14 protein-coding genes are annotated in these 14,544 nt (G+C 39.4%); 6 read left to right on the plus strand and 8 right to left on the minus strand.

What is annotated here, in order from left to right:
- Positions 1-6: 6 nt before the first annotated feature.
- From SB49_RS03505 to SB49_RS03515, 3 genes are read left to right on the plus strand one after another with little or no spacing between them, the layout of a single operon-like run.
- A complete protein-coding gene (locus tag SB49_RS03505; RefSeq protein ID WP_062053890.1) occupies positions 7-2,085 on the plus strand; it encodes a M1 family metallopeptidase in 2,079 nt (692 codons plus the stop codon).
- Between the two features lies 1 nt (position 2,086).
- Positions 2,087-2,992 (plus strand): patatin-like phospholipase family protein, encoded by a 906-nt coding sequence (locus SB49_RS03510; RefSeq protein ID WP_062053892.1) that lies wholly within the window; start codon positions 2,087-2,089, stop codon positions 2,990-2,992.
- A complete protein-coding gene (locus SB49_RS03515) occupies positions 2,989-3,888 on the plus strand; it encodes a patatin-like phospholipase family protein (protein ID WP_062053894.1) in 900 nt (299 codons plus the stop codon). Before SB49_RS03510 ends, SB49_RS03515 begins: the two co-directional genes overlap by 4 nt.
- Before the next feature lie 3 nt (positions 3,889-3,891).
- On the opposite strand, the gene SB49_RS03520 is transcribed toward SB49_RS03515, so the two are convergent.
- From SB49_RS03520 to SB49_RS03535, 4 genes are all read right to left on the minus strand, one after another.
- Entirely contained in the window at positions 3,892-4,410 is a 519-nt protein-coding gene (locus tag SB49_RS03520; RefSeq protein ID WP_062053896.1) for a DUF7935 family protein, read from the minus strand.
- Positions 4,411-4,553: 143 nt separating this feature from the next.
- The gene (locus tag SB49_RS03525; RefSeq protein WP_062053898.1) at positions 4,554-5,330 is read right to left on the minus strand and encodes a hypothetical protein; all 777 of its coding nucleotides are present in this window, start codon (positions 5,328-5,330) and stop codon (positions 4,554-4,556) included.
- Between the two features lie 65 nt (positions 5,331-5,395).
- On the minus strand, positions 5,396-6,679 hold the full coding sequence (locus SB49_RS03530; protein ID WP_062053899.1) for an amidohydrolase: 1,284 nt from the start codon (positions 6,677-6,679) through the stop codon (positions 5,396-5,398).
- An 11-nt stretch (positions 6,680-6,690) separates the two neighbouring features.
- Positions 6,691-7,236: a DsrE family protein gene (locus SB49_RS03535; RefSeq protein ID WP_062053901.1), complete on the minus strand. Its 546-nt coding sequence runs from the start codon at positions 7,234-7,236 to the stop codon at positions 6,691-6,693.
- A gap of 136 nt (positions 7,237-7,372) precedes the next feature.
- Here SB49_RS03535 and SB49_RS03540 point away from each other — a divergent pair, with 136 nt between their 5' ends.
- Together SB49_RS03540 and SB49_RS03545 are read left to right on the plus strand one after the other, a co-directional pair.
- A complete protein-coding gene (locus tag SB49_RS03540) occupies positions 7,373-9,697 on the plus strand; it encodes an ATP-dependent helicase (RefSeq protein ID WP_062053903.1) in 2,325 nt (774 codons plus the stop codon).
- A gap of 17 nt (positions 9,698-9,714) precedes the next feature.
- Entirely contained in the window at positions 9,715-10,335 is a 621-nt protein-coding gene (locus SB49_RS03545; RefSeq protein ID WP_062053905.1) for an L-threonylcarbamoyladenylate synthase, read from the plus strand.
- A 93-nt stretch (positions 10,336-10,428) separates the two neighbouring features.
- Here SB49_RS03545 and SB49_RS03550 read toward each other — a convergent pair whose 3' ends face one another.
- From SB49_RS03550 to SB49_RS03560, 3 genes are all read right to left on the minus strand, one after another.
- Complete coding sequence (locus tag SB49_RS03550; protein ID WP_062053907.1) at positions 10,429-11,280, minus strand: OmpA family protein; 852 nt, start codon at positions 11,278-11,280, stop codon at positions 10,429-10,431.
- Between the two features lie 96 nt (positions 11,281-11,376).
- Positions 11,377-12,381, minus strand: coding sequence for a glycosyltransferase family 2 protein (locus SB49_RS03555; protein ID WP_062053909.1), 1,005 nt, complete (start codon positions 12,379-12,381; stop codon positions 11,377-11,379).
- 101 nt (positions 12,382-12,482) lie between these two features.
- Positions 12,483-12,929, minus strand: a complete 447-nt coding sequence (locus tag SB49_RS03560; RefSeq protein ID WP_062053912.1) for a type I restriction enzyme HsdR N-terminal domain-containing protein — start codon at positions 12,927-12,929, stop codon at positions 12,483-12,485.
- A 26-nt stretch (positions 12,930-12,955) separates the two neighbouring features.
- On the opposite strand from SB49_RS03560, the gene holA reads away from it, so the two are divergent.
- Complete coding sequence (gene holA / locus SB49_RS03565; protein WP_062053914.1) at positions 12,956-13,957, plus strand: DNA polymerase III subunit delta; 1,002 nt, start codon at positions 12,956-12,958, stop codon at positions 13,955-13,957.
- Here holA and SB49_RS03570 read toward each other — a convergent pair whose 3' ends face one another.
- On the minus strand, positions 13,958-14,335 hold the full coding sequence (locus SB49_RS03570; RefSeq protein WP_062053916.1) for a DoxX family protein: 378 nt from the start codon (positions 14,333-14,335) through the stop codon (positions 13,958-13,960). It lies immediately after the preceding gene.
- Positions 14,336-14,544: the final 209 nt, after the last annotated feature.

Below are 14,544 nucleotides of genomic sequence, written 5' to 3' on the forward strand. Positions count from 1 at the left end.
CCTTTTATGCAGAAAGTTTTTTTGAGTATTCTTCTTTGCTTCTTCCAGATCTCCTTCGCACAGCGACAAGATAAGGTAGACTTCACCCACGCGGATGTTTCGGTCACCATAGACCCAAATTCCCAAGAAATTACAGGATCGGTCAGTTATACTTTTAATACGAATGAAAAGGTTTCCTCTTTCTTTTTGGATGCCAAAGCGATGGAGTTTTCTACGGTACTTCTCAATGATAAAAAAGTGAAATACACTATTGAAGCCAATAAAATCACCCTATATAAAAAACTGAGAAAGAACAGTACAAACAAGTTGTTGCTGAATTACAGGGTAAAACCCTCCCAAGCGGTATATTTTATTGGTTGGGATCAAAAAGATTCCAATCCGCAGATTTGGACCCAAGGCCAGGGTAAATATACCAGCCATTGGCTGCCCAGTTTTGATGATATGACCGAGAAGGTGGAGTTTGACCTGCAGCTTACATTTGATAAAAGGTATGAGGTCATTGCCAACGGCAACTTAAAAAATACTGAAATATCAGGGGGTCTAAAAACGTGGAATTACGATATGACAGCACCGATGAGCAGCTATTTACTAGCTTTTGCTATTGGCAATTACACTCAACAAGCAGAGCGTTCCAACTCTGGAATTCCCTTGGAAATGTACTATTACCCCTCGGACAGCAGCAATGTTGAACCTACGTACAGGTATTCTAAACAAATTTTCGATTTTTTAGAGGCGCAAATCGGGATTCCCTATCCTTGGCAGAACTACAAGCAGATTCCAGTTAGGGATTTTCTTTATGCGGGGATGGAGAATACGGGAGCCACCATTTTTTCCGATGCCTATGTGATCGACTCCATGGCTTTTGTTGATAGAAATTACGTGAATATCAATGCCCACGAATTGGCACACCAATGGTTTGGGAATCTGGTTACGGAAGAAGACGCTTCCCATCATTGGCTACAGGAAGGTTTTGCCACTTATTACGCGTACCTCTCCGAAAAAGAAGTGTTTGGTGAGGATCATTTCTATTGGAAATTATATGAAACAGCTCAACAATTAAAGGAATTGTCCATTGCAGGCAAAGGGGAAGCCTTAGATGACCCCAAAGCTTCCAGCCTTACTTTCTATGAAAAAGGAGCTTGGGCTTTGTTTAAGTTGCATGACCATTTGGGAGATGCAGCCCATAAAAAAGGCATTGGGGAATATCTCCGAAAATATCAATTTCAAAACGTGACCATTCCACAATTTATAGCCTCTATGGAGGCTGCCAGTAGTTTGGACCTGACTGAGTTTGAGAGGATTTGGATAAAAAATACCGATTTCCCTTTTGAACTGGCCATGGAGAGTCTAAAAAAGCATTCTCCTTCAATATCCTCTTTTTATGAGCTTCAGAGAGAATTAACGACCACAAAAGGCACTAATGAGGCTATTATCATTCGATTTTGGGACCAGAGTGATTCAGATTTTCTCAAAACAGCCATCCTCCAAAATTATTATACTTCGCTTTCCGAGTCCTTTTTGCGCAAAGTATTAGATGAAGGTAGTGGCAGGATTAGACAAGTATTGGCCATCAATACACCCAAAGTGACCAAAGGCCTAAAATCGGATTTCGAAACTCTTTTGGATGATGCAAGTTATGTGACCAAAGAGAATGCACTGTATAAACTATGGATTTATTATCCGGAAGATAGGGGAGTGTATTTGGATAAAACTGAAACATGTATTGGTCTTCCCAATAAAAATGTTCGATTGTTGTGGCTTACTTTGGCCATGATCACTAAAGATTACCAGCCCGAAAAAAAATCGGTTTTCTACTCCGAATTAAGCGGTTATACCGCATCAAATTATTCCATGGAAGTACGCCAGGGAGCTTTTCAATACCTATCGGATACTGTGGGACTGTCCGATCAAAATTTGCTGGATTTGGTCAATGCCTGCCTCCATCATACTTGGCAATTTAGAAAGTTCTCCAGGGATTTACTTGACCAGCTCTTGGAGAATGAGAATTACAAAAAACGGCTCAATGTTCTTAAGGAAAAACTAAACAAAGAAGAATTGCGTTATATTAACAGTAAAACAACCTAATATGAGGGCAATGGTAATTTCAGGTGGTGGAAGTAAAGGAGCCTTTGCGGGCGGAGTTGCCCAATACCTCATGCAAGAACAGAAACACAATTACGACCTTTTTATTGGAACATCTACCGGTAGTTTACTCATTTCCCATCTGGCACTTCATAAGATTGAAAAAATCAAAGAAGTGTACACCAATGTAAACCAAAACAACATTTTTAGTAATTGCCCCTTTGTTGTTAAAAAGAAATATGGCATTGAAAACATTGGTATTGATCACATCAATGTAATGAAGAACTTTTTCAAGGGCAGTAAAACATTTGGAGAAAGCCATAATCTATTAACATTGATCAAAAATACCCTAACGGTCGAGGAGTTTGAAGCGCTACAGAACGGCCCAAAAGATATTGTTATTACAGTATCAAATCTTTCACTCAATCAGGTAGAGTATAAATCCATCATGGATTTTACCTATGACGAATTTTGTGAGTGGATTTGGATTTCCTGTAATTATACCCCCTTTATGACTTTGGTGAAAAAGAATGGCTGTGAATATGCAGATGGAGGTCTTGGAAGTATGGTTCCCATAGAGGAAGCTATAAAAAGAGGGGCTACTGTTGTGGATGCAATTATTTTACAGACCGAAATCACCCATTTAAACCGCATGCCCTCAAAAAACGTATTTTCTTTATTGACAAGCATGTTTGCATTTATGCTGGATCGTATCGAGCATCAAAATATCCGCATCGGGAAATATGTAGCCAAACACAACGATGCCATTATCAATTTTTATTACACTCCAACTGTGTTGACCACCAACTCATTGATTTTCAACAAAGAACGGATGACGGCATGGTGGGAAAGTGGATATGATTTTGCCAAACATAAAAATTTAGAACTTAATCCGATAGAACCTCAATGAGAGCATTAGTAATAAGCGGAGGAGGTAGTAAGGGCGCTTTTGCTGGTGGTGTGGCCCAATACCTTATGGAAGTCGAAAAGAGGAAGTACGACGTATTTGTGGGCACCTCTACTGGAGGTCTGTTAATTCCCCATTTGGCCACAGACAATGTAGGCAAGTTATACGATATTTACACCAACGTAAATTCTCTATCCATTTTTAGTCTAAATCCTTTTATAGTGCGTAAAAAGGGAGATAGAAAATACGTTTCCATCAACTTTTTTACCATCTTGCTACAGTTCATAAAAGGAAAAAGAACCTTTGGGGAAAGTAAGGCCTTAAAAAGGACCATCAAAAGAAACTTCACATTTAGTGAGTACAGACAGATCCTAAAGACACACAAAGATGTAGTGGTCACGGTATCCAATCTCTCCAAGAATAGAGTGGAATATAAGTCTATGAGGGATTTCTCCTATGAGGAGTTTTGTGAATGGATATGGATATCTTGTAATTACATTCCTTTTATGTCCCTTGCGAAAAAAGACGGATTTGAATATGGTGATGGCGGATTGGGTTGCGTAGTGCCCATACAGGAAGCTATTCGCAGGGGTGCCAAGGTTGTGGATGCCGTTATCTTGGAATCAGAAAATATGGACCGGAACAAGGTACTTGGCAAAAACCCGTTTTCCCTAATGTTGAGTATTTATGGATTTGTATTGGATCAAATTGAATTTCACGATATTTCAGAAGGCATCCTGTCGGCTAAACATAATGGCGTAGAGCTAAACCTATATTATACGCCTACCAAACTAACAGAAAATTCTTTGGTCTTCAATAAGAAATTGATGAAGGAGTGGTGGCTCCAGGGCTTTGAGTATGCCCAAAACAAGGCTTATGATGCTAATAAAGACAGGTAAGATCTACCAAAGTTCGCTTATTTCTTTTTTGACATAGGCCAAAGCAGTTGCCGATGGTGATTGCTTGTCCATGGTCTCGTTCAGGATATCCTCCCTTAGTTTGTCTGAGGTATCAGCCTGACTCATCGCTGCGCTTCTAATAGCTTTTATGGTAGCATTCTTAGAGGCTTTTATAACGCTCCAACACTCATCCGAAAGATATATTTGTTGGGACAGGTTGTGCTCAAATTCATTTTCTATATTCTTGATCAATAAATTTTCATAATCCATCTTATTGGTGGACAGGGGCTTCACCCTAACTACAAGGCTTGGTATGGAAATACGCTCCAAGAACAAGGCCATACGCTCATAGGCCTGTAGGCGTATAGGTAAAGTGTTTTTCTGGGAATCCTTGTGCAACAAATATCTTCTGCGCCCTTCTTCATTCTTGGTATGCAATCTGAAAAAATAAAAAGCCACGGCTCCTGTTACGATTGCGGGTAATAAATAGGCAAACATCTGATAAATTTGGTCTCCTGTCATAGTTGGTTTATTTGGTCCGATTAATCGGGGTAATTTTTGTTTCAGTTAAAGAACGGAGTAAAATTTAAATTAGTATATCAATCAGCCTTTTTGAATCAAAAACAGTTGCTAAGCCTATAGTATTACTTTAAGTGTTTGAACTTTTATTTGTGCTTCATATCAGTGCGGACCATTAGATAAAAGGTGTCAAAATTCGGATGGACCTTTATGAAAAGAGCATCTGAGGAACCAATTTTACCTACTGCACGTATTCTTTCTGGTACAATTTGATAGGTAGTGGTAAAAACTTCTACCAGTGCTCCTGCCTGTCGTGTTGCCATATCCAAACCAGCACCTGAAATTGAAGTGCCTTCCACCGAAATATTCATGGATCTATGGGCCTTAAGTACAGAAGCCAATTTTTTAATCATGGGAGTGGCATCTATGGCGAGTTTGGCATTAGTGGCATTGGAACCAAAAAAAAGAACCTTATCCAACTTGATGGACACAGCTCCATTTTCCACAGTTATTGCCGCTTCTTCCCCCAGGGTTTTTTTAAAATCGGTTAAAAGCATTAACGCGATAGAATCGTTGGCCTTCGTCGTTTCGTTAATGGTCTTTAATTTCGCTTCCTTTTCCCTAAGCGATTCCAATGCACGGCCTATATTATCAGTTTTTTGGGTAGAAGCCTCCATAAACGTGCTCATATTTTTCAATAATTGGGCGTTGGTTTTCTGGAGATCCTCCAATTGAGCCTCAAACGATTCTGCCCGCGCCAAGCTTACATTTTCATTTTTTCTTGATTCGGATAGGGCAGATTGGGTGGTGGACAGGGTTGCTTTTAAGCTTTCTATTTCTGCTCGTAACTCCTTCTTATTCTGGGCACTTAGTATAAATGTGGTCGAAAGAAGAAATAAAAAAGAGATGTAAATCTTATTCATTTGGATATTTAATTTAAAAATTTAGGCGCCACAAAAGTAGCGCCTAAATCTAATATTTAAGAATTTTATTTCGCGGCAGCATTTAGGTAGTCCAAACTCATTTGAGTAAGGGTTTTTACGCCCAAAAGAAGACCACTATCATCTATTTTAAAATCGGGTGTATGATGAGGGAAGGCATCCTTATTTCCGGGGGTCATCCCACCTAAAAAGAAGTAAAACCCAGGGACTACTTTTTGGAAATAGGAAAAATCCTCGGCTCCGGTAACCGCCTTTTGGGGTAGCACATTTTCAGCACCGGCGACTTTCTCCATCGTTGGCAGCATCTGTGCTACCAGGTCAGGGTCGTTAAAGGTAATCTCTGTACTGTTGGTTATTTCTATGGTAGCATCCCCTCCATAGGCCTTCGCCAATGTAGGAACCATTTCTTTCATACGTCTGTTGATCAATGCCTGCATGTCATAATCCAAGGTACGGATGGTTCCTATCATTTCCGCACTTTCCGGTATGATATTAAAACGCACTCCACTGTTTATTTTACCAACCGTAATAACCGCGGCTTCTTTGGTGAGCTCGGCTTCCCTGCTTATGATGGTTTGTAATCCGTCTATTATTTTAGCACTGATAACTATAGGATCTACGCCAGACCATGGTTGTGATCCATGGCTCTGTTTTCCTTTTACGTTGATTACAAAGCGTTGTGCCGCTGCCATGGTACCACCGGATTTATAGCGGATGGTTCCAACAGGAGTGGCAGAATTGATATGTAACCCAAATATGGCATCTACCTTTGGGTTTTCCATAACTCCTTCCTTGATCATCAAAGAAGCGCCGCCTTCCTCTCCCGGGGGTGCACCCTCTTCGGCAGGTTGAAAAATGAACTTTACAGTTCCTCTAATCTGATCCTTGTTTTTGGAAAGTACTTCTGCAACCCCCATTAAAATAGCAGTATGCGTATCATGTCCACAGGCATGCATTACCCCAACCTTTTCTCCCAAGAACTCGGCGGTAACTGTAGACTTATAGGGGAGGTCGTTTCTTTCAACTACAGGGAGAGCATCGATGTCCGCTCTCAGTGCCACTACTTTTCCTGGTAAATTTCCTTTGAGGATACCTACCACCCCAGTTTTGGCAACACCTGTTTGTACTTCTATACCCAAGGATTTAAGGTGGGCAGCTATTTTTTCGGCTGTTTTGTATTCACGGTTCGATAATTCTGGATGTTGGTGGAAGTCCCTTCTCCATTCTATTACCTTGTTTTCAACGGACTTATATTGGGCGTCCAAATTAGGCCCTTGTGCGGAAGCCATCGCCCCAAATAGGATAAGTCCTAAAAATGCTTTGTTTTTCATATGGTGTTTAATTATAATTTTAAAATTGTGTAGCCTTCCCCATTGAGCTGTATCAAGGCCGTCATGGCCGAAAGTGAGATTTGGACCCCAGGGATCAGTTCTGTTCTTTCAAAACCTCGTGACGCTGCTGATTGACCGCATAAAATCACCTGAACATTGGCATCCAATAGTGTCTTGACCAAATATAAATTTGGATTATCAACTTTATATCTCGATTGATAGGCAGCATTATTCAAGAGGTCTTTACCTGCCTTACTATGAACTACCAAAGCCACTTTTAACTGGTCTTTAGGTACCCCGGCTTGGGCGTGCATATTCAAAAATCGGGCTGCTGTTTCGATAGACAGATTAAGTTCGCCCATATCCTCAGAACTACCGGTCACATCAAAAACTACTTTGAATTCTTTTTCGATATCCACTTTTACATCCGGATTTTCCACTCGGAATACTTTGCCGAATTCCTCAATGATGGGTCCTGCATTTTTGGTTTGGGCAAATGTGTTATTGAATGAAGTGAAAAGCACTAAACAAAAAGTTGAAATCAATATTTTTTTCATGGGCGATGTTAAGAGCCTAAATATATTTAAAAATCAGAAGACACCCTGTTAATGTTCATAATAAATAAAGTATGATTTTAGGATAAAGTTATTTATAGTTAATTTCACAGTTCCTTAGGAATTAAACCAAAATACATTGGAAAAATATTTAAAAGTTCTGAATGAGGCCCAAAAAGCGCCAGTTCTGCACAAGGATGGTGCATTAATGGTAATTGCTGGAGCCGGTTCGGGAAAAACAAGGGTATTGACATACCGTATTGCTTATTTGATGGATCAAGGGGTTGATTCCTTCAATATTTTGGCTTTGACCTTTACCAATAAAGCGGCACGGGAAATGAAGAAACGTATTGCCGAAATTGTAGGGAGTTCCGAGGCCAAAAATCTATGGATGGGAACCTTCCATTCCGTTTTTGCCAAACTCCTGCGTTTTGAGGCAGACAAATTGGGCTACCCTAGTAACTTTACCATTTACGATACACAAGATTCCCAACGCCTCATTGCCTCCATTATAAAGGAAATGGGACTGGACAAGGATATCTATAAATACAAACAAGTACAAAATAGGATTTCTTCCTATAAGAATAGTCTAATTACCGTAAAGGCCTATTTCAACAATCCAGATTTGGTTGAGGCCGATGCCATGACAAAACGTCCAAGGACCGGGGAAATCTACAAGAATTACGTGGATCGTTGCTTTAAGGCGGGGGCTATGGATTTTGATGACCTGTTATTGAAGACCAATGAACTGCTCACCAGGTTTCCAGAGGTATTAATGAAGTATCAGAACAGGTTTAAATATATCTTGGTGGATGAGTACCAGGATACCAACCATTCACAATATTTGATCGTTAAGGCACTTTCGGACCGTTTTCAGAACATCTGTGTGGTTGGGGATGATGCCCAGAGTATCTATTCATTCCGTGGCGCCAATATCAATAACATTCTCAACTTTCAAAAGGATTACGAGAATGTTGCCATGTATCGATTAGAGCAGAATTACCGTTCTACAAAAAATATTGTAAATGCCGCCAACTCAATCATAGCTAAGAATACCAAACAGTTGGAAAAGGTGGTCTGGACAGCCAATGATGATGGTGCAATGATCAAATTGCACCGAAGTACCACCGATGCAGAGGAAGGAAGATTTGTGGCAGAGTCCATTTTTGAACACCGGATGCAAGAACAACTGCTCAATGGAAGTTTTGCTGTGCTATACAGGACCAATTCCCAATCTCGTTCAATAGAGGACGGGTTACGGAAACGCGATATACCTTACAGGATTTATGGCGGACTTTCATTTTATCAACGCAAGGAGATCAAGGACGTACTTTCTTATTTGAGACTGGTCTTAAATCCCAAGGACGAAGAAGCATTAAAACGGGTCATTAATTTCCCGGCAAGGGGAATAGGCCAAAGCACCATGGACAAGTTACTGGTTGCCGCCAACCATTATGGTCGTTCTATTTTTGAGGTCATGGAAAACCTCGATAAAATTGATCTTAAGATCAATTCGGGAACAAGACGAAAATTAGAGGATTTTGTCACCATGATCAAGAGTTTTCAGATCACCAATGAGACCTATGATGCTTTTGCCATTGCCGAACACGTAGCCAAAAAGACTGGACTGCTATTGGAGTTTAAGAAGGACGGTACCCCTGAGGGAATCGCCAAAATGGAAAATATTGAGGAATTGCTCAACGGAATGAAGGATTTCGTGGAAGGCCAAAAGGAAGTAGCCGATGCCACTGGGAACTTGGGGGAATTTATGGAAGACGTTGCCCTAGCAACAGATTTGGATAAAGATACTGCAGATGAGGATAGGGTAGCGCTGATGACCGTGCATATGGCCAAAGGTCTCGAATTTCCTTATGTGTATATCGTTGGGATGGAGGAAGACCTTTTTCCATCGGCCATGAGTATGAACACCAGAAGCGAACTGGAGGAAGAGAGACGTTTGTTCTATGTTGCTCTAACAAGGGCTGAGAAACAAGCCTACCTGACCTATACGCAGAGCAGGTATCGCTGGGGGAAACTTGTGGATGCGGAACCTAGTAGGTTTTTGGAGGAGATAGATGAACAATACGTGGAGAACCTGACCCCAGCAGACAATTACCGTTACAAATCTTTTATCAATTCCGATATTTTTGGAGATGTTGACAAGAGCAAATTAAGACAAATAAAACCACAAGCTGGTACTCCTCCCACTAGCCATAAACCAAATGAAAACCAACTTAGGAAGTTGCGTAAACTAAAGCCAGAATTGGCCACACCTGTTGGAAACACCAATGAGGTTGACCCTAATTTAGGGGAAGGATCTTTGGTCAACCATACCCGTTTTGGGAGAGGGACTGTTTTAAAAATAGAAGGAATAGGCAACGATAAGAAGGCAGAAATAAAGTTTGATAAAGGAGATATTAAGAAACTTCTGCTCCGTTTCGCTAAATTGGAGGTCCTGTCTTAAAAAAAATAGGTGGAAAAATGGCAGAATTTATAAAAATATATCCGGAAAATCCGAACCCTAAAGAAATCAAGAAAGTAGTTGATGTTCTTAGAAAAGGAGGTTTGGTCATTTACCCAACAGATACGGTCTATGGTTTGGGTTGTGACATAACGAACACGAGAGCGCTAGAAAAGATAGCAAGAATTAAAGGTATTAAGCTGGACAAAGCCAATTTTTCCTTTATATGTGCGGATCTTAGCAACCTGTCAGATTATGTGCGTCAAATTGATACTGCAACATTTAAAATTTTAAAAAGGGCCCTTCCTGGGCCTTATACTTTCATTCTTCCGGGAAATAACAATCTTCCCAAGGAATTTAAAAAGAAGAAAACTGTAGGTATAAGAGTGCCAGATAATTCCATAGCCAAGGCCTTGGTCGAGGCACTGGGTAATCCCATTGTATCTACTTCTATACGAGATGAGGACGAGCTTTTGGAATATACCACAGATCCAGAACTGATTTTGGAAAAATGGGATAATCTTGTAGATATTGTTATAGATGGTGGTTATGGGGATAATGTTGCCTCCACTATTATAGACTTATCCGACGGTGAACCCCAAGTGATCAGGGAAGGAAAGGGGAGCTTGGACATTCTCTAAACTTCAATAGCAAACACTATTTTATTGATATATTAAAGGCATAAAAAAAGCCGCAACAAAAGTTGCGGCTTTTTAATATTATAAAAACAATTCTTAATTGTTGATCTTAGGATCTTTCATTCCTTCTTCGATCATACTGTAGAATTGGTCAATTTTAGGAAGAACTACAATTCTTGTTCTTCTGTTTTTAGCTTTATCAGTAGAAGATACAGGTACATATTCACCTCTACCTGCTGCAGTCATACGAGCTGGGTTAACTCCAAAATCTTTTTGCAGTATACGAACAACAGCTGTTGCTCTCTTCACACTTAGATCCCAGTTGTCCAAAAGAACTCCACTGCTGTAAGGCACAGTATCAGTATGACCCTCAACCATAAATTCGAAATCTGGCTTGTTGTTTACTACTTTAGCAACTTTGCCCAAAACTTCTTTAGCTCTGCTAGTTACATTGTAGCTACCACTGCTGAACAATAATTTGTCAGAAATAGAAACAAAAACAACACCTTTTTCAACACTGATTTCGATATCCTCATCATCCAAGTTGCCAAGAACACCTTTTAAACTTTGTACCAAAGCCAAGTTTACAGAATCTCTTCTTGTAATAGCATCGTTCAATTTTCTAATGGTAAGGTCTTTTTCTTTCAGGCTTTCCAAAGATTTCTCTAAGTTATCGGCACCTTTGCTAGTTAATGTAGTTAGGTTGCCCATGTTATTGATCAAATCCTGATTGTTTGCTTTAAGGAATGCATTCTGGTCTTCCAAAGTCTTCATTCTTGAAGTTGCAGAAGCTTTTTCCTCTAAACATCCGTTTAATTTAACGGTAGCAGAGTTTAATAAGTCTTGAGTTTCTTTCTGCTTTGCTTCTAAATCGGAGTATTTCTTTTGAGAAACACATGAAGATAACAATAAAGCTACCCCTAAACATCCTACTAGTATTTTTTTCATAATTGTTACTTTGTTTTTAGTTCTGATTAATTTTTTTTATTCTCTTTATTTAGGCCAAAATTATATAAAAACCTAGCGCTTGGATAGGCCATTTAGTTAATTTTTTACTAAAGTGTTAAATTTTCGTACTTGATATACGAAATGTGACCAGACTATGGATCTCGTAGTGTAGTATTTCTTAAGAAAGTTGCTTTTTTCCCGCTTTTTGTACATTTTGCCAAATTGCCGGTAAAAACTTAGATGAGCCCTTAATATGGCCCAACAATGCTTGAATTTCAATTGAAAAATAAAGCGCAACCCGGCCACTCCGTCCAATAATAGTCGAAAGAAGATAATTGGAAAGGCCTTTTTTCGCGGTAGATTTTTGGTGATGGAGAACAAAGAGTTTCTGAAATTTAAATAGGTTTTCTTAGGGTTCATATTGCTCAATGTAGATCCTCCGAGATGGTAAACATGTGAAGTACCTACGTAATATACCTTATAACCCTTATTTTTTGCCCTCCAACATAGGTCAACTTCCTCCTGATGGGCAAAATAATCCTCATCAAATCCACCTAATTCTTGAAACACCTTATTTTTAATAAACATACACGCCCCTGTAGCCCAGAATATTTCCTTGAGATCATCATATTGATGTTCATCTTTTTCCAAGGCCTGAAAGATTCGCCCCCTACAAAAAGGATATCCCAATTGATCTATAAATCCACCTGCAGCACCTGCATATTCAAAATAGTCCTTATTTTTGTAATCCAGGATCTTTGGTTGTAGAATTGCAGCATCTGGCAATTCTTCAAAGGTCTTTAGAATAGGTTGGAGCCAGTTCGGGGAAACTTCGACATCAGAGTTCAGCAAACAGAGAATTTCCGCATCTACAAATTTTAGGGCATCATTGTAGCCTTTGGCAAACCCCCCATTTATATCGTTTTGGATTATCCTTATATCTGGATACTGTTCTTTGATGAAAGCTATAGAGTTATCTGTAGATGCATTGTCGGCTACATATATGTCCGCCCCTATAGAGTATTGAGTAACAGAAGGGAGGAATTGTTCCAATAGAGCTTCTCCGTTCCAGTTAAGTATGACAATTGCTATTCTTGACATTCATGTCCATGCCGATCCTAGTGCGGCACCTCATTTATTTAAGTTATATGGCAGATACATTTCTTGCCAACCAAATACTGGTACTTTCCAAAGCCCACAAATTAACGGCTAAAATCAGGAATATGCTGTAAAAAAGTATATTTTTCTTCCTGTAGGTCCATTTTGCAATAAAAGTGGTCCTGCCCATTGGTAACCATTAAGTAATTGGCCTTCAACTGCATGTTGTAGCGGGCAATCTGATCAAAAACTGTTTGTGTGATCTTTATTTCAGGAGCTTTGCATTCCACTAATATTTCAATGGAGGCATCAGAATTGTATACCACCACATCATATCTTTTGATCATGGAATTCAATTTCACTTGCTTTTCAACGTTGATCAGACTTTTTGGGTAATTTTTGTCAGAGAGAAGGTGATGTACCACATGCTGCCGAACCCATTCCTCGGGCTGTAATGCCACAAATTTTTTGCGTATAACATCAAATATCTGGACTTTATTTTCGCTATTTTTGAAGCGAAAGTCATATGCCGGAAAGTTCAGTGGTTGCATAGGGCAAATTTGATGATTTTTTTTGGATGAAGGAAGTAAAACAGATAGTCTCGGATATTAAAAGTGGAAATATAAAACCCATTTATTTTTTAATGGGGGAGGAGTCCTATTATATAGATAAGATTGCCGAGTATATCGAAAAAAGTGTACTTACCGAAGAGGAGCGAGGATTCAACCAGATGGTAATGTATGGAAAAGAGGTGACCATAGACGAGATTGTCAGCAATGCAAAGCGATATCCAATGATGGCGGAAAAACAGGTGATCATCGTGAAGGAAGCCCAACATCTATCGCGTACCATAGAAAATCTGTTGAGTTATGCAGACAACCCCCAGCCCTCCACGGTCCTGGTATTTTGTTATAAATATGGAAAGCTGGACAAGCGCAAAAAAATATACAAGAGCATACAAAAATCCGGGGTTTTATTTGAAAGTAAAAAGCTGTACGACAATCAGGTTTCTGATTGGATACGAATGGTGCTCCAGGGCAAAGGATATTCCATATCTCCAAAGGCAGCCATATTATTAGTGGAATACTTGGGTACCGATCTAAGTAAGATAAACAATGAATTGGAGAAACTCCAATTGGTAATTCCCAAAGACATTGAAATTTCTCCTGCTGCCATTGAGGAACACATAGGTATCAGCAAGGATTTTAATAATTTTGAACTTAAAAAGGCAATAGGGGAGCGGGATATTCTAAAAGCAACCCGTATTATCCATTATTTTGCACAGAATCCAAAGGACAACCCCTTTGTGGTGACGGTTACATTACTGCATAATTTCTTCTCACAATTGCTCCAATATCACGGCATGTCCGATCACTCTTCAAAAAATATAGCAAGTACTTTAGGCATCAACCCATATTTTGTGAAAGAATATCAAACAGCTGCAAGAAATTATCCAATGAAAAAGGTAAGTCAAGTAATATCCTATTTACGTGAAATGGATCTTAAAGGTAAAGGTGTGGGTGGGGCCAGCTTGTCTCAAGCCGACCTTTTAAAAGAGCTTTTGGTGAAAATTATTTGATTATTTCCCGTCGGCACTATACCTCCCAGGTCCCAATAGCATAATGATCACAAAGAAGCCAAGGTACATAATGGCCAATTCTTTTCTGCCCAACGCATCTGAAATATGAACGATAAAAGTTGCCACGAACATCGCAAAGGCAGGAGGTAAGGCGGCCCACCTGGTTTTAAATCCAATGATCATAAGAACAGGACAGATAAATTCAGCAATGACCGTTAAGAATAGGGAGGGAGCTGCACCAAGCCCGATCGGATCAGCGAACTCAAAATCTCCACTTATCAATTTTTGAAATTTCGGGTATCCATGGGTAATCATCAATGTGGATGGTACAACACGTAAAAGCAACAATCCTACATCGGTGGTTAGGGAACTTTTCATTATTATTTAAGATTTGAGTTGTATAAAAGTATATAATTATTTTTAAATATTTCAACTCTCAGAAAAAATGACTGATTGTGTAATTGCAATTATAAGAACATTTTCTTTATTTCCGCAAGTACGATTGCCATTTTTAATTGTAAACGTTACATCAATCATCAAAAGTAATGGTTTAATAGGGCGCTGGTTTCTCAGTTTTAATCTTGAGT

Source organism: Sediminicola sp. YIK13, assembly GCF_001430825.1.
Lineage (GTDB): Bacteria > Bacteroidota > Bacteroidia > Flavobacteriales > Flavobacteriaceae > Sediminicola.

Coding starts and splice junctions, on each gene's coding strand:
- SB49_RS03530 (WP_062053899.1), bottom strand. CDS start 6,679: ATGAAAAACAAAGCATTTTTAGGACTTATCCTATTTGGGGCGATGGCT.
- SB49_RS03560 (WP_062053912.1), bottom strand. CDS start 12,929: ATGCAACCACTGAACTTTCCGGCATATGACTTTCGCTTCAAAAATAGC.
- SB49_RS03505 (WP_062053890.1), top strand. CDS start 7: ATGCAGAAAGTTTTTTTGAGTATTCTTCTTTGCTTCTTCCAGATCTCC.
- SB49_RS03515 (WP_062053894.1), top strand. CDS start 2,989: ATGAGAGCATTAGTAATAAGCGGAGGAGGTAGTAAGGGCGCTTTTGCT.
- holA (WP_062053914.1), top strand. CDS start 12,956: ATGAAGGAAGTAAAACAGATAGTCTCGGATATTAAAAGTGGAAATATA.
- SB49_RS03545 (WP_062053905.1), top strand. CDS start 9,715: ATGGCAGAATTTATAAAAATATATCCGGAAAATCCGAACCCTAAAGAA.
- SB49_RS03510 (WP_062053892.1), top strand. CDS start 2,087: ATGAGGGCAATGGTAATTTCAGGTGGTGGAAGTAAAGGAGCCTTTGCG.
- SB49_RS03570 (WP_062053916.1), bottom strand. CDS start 14,335: ATGAAAAGTTCCCTAACCACCGATGTAGGATTGTTGCTTTTACGTGTT.
- SB49_RS03550 (WP_062053907.1), bottom strand. CDS start 11,280: ATGAAAAAAATACTAGTAGGATGTTTAGGGGTAGCTTTATTGTTATCT.
- SB49_RS03555 (WP_062053909.1), bottom strand. CDS start 12,381: ATGTCAAGAATAGCAATTGTCATACTTAACTGGAACGGAGAAGCTCTA.
- SB49_RS03520 (WP_062053896.1), bottom strand. CDS start 4,410: ATGACAGGAGACCAAATTTATCAGATGTTTGCCTATTTATTACCCGCA.
- SB49_RS03535 (WP_062053901.1), bottom strand. CDS start 7,236: ATGAAAAAAATATTGATTTCAACTTTTTGTTTAGTGCTTTTCACTTCA.
- SB49_RS03525 (WP_062053898.1), bottom strand. CDS start 5,330: ATGAATAAGATTTACATCTCTTTTTTATTTCTTCTTTCGACCACATTT.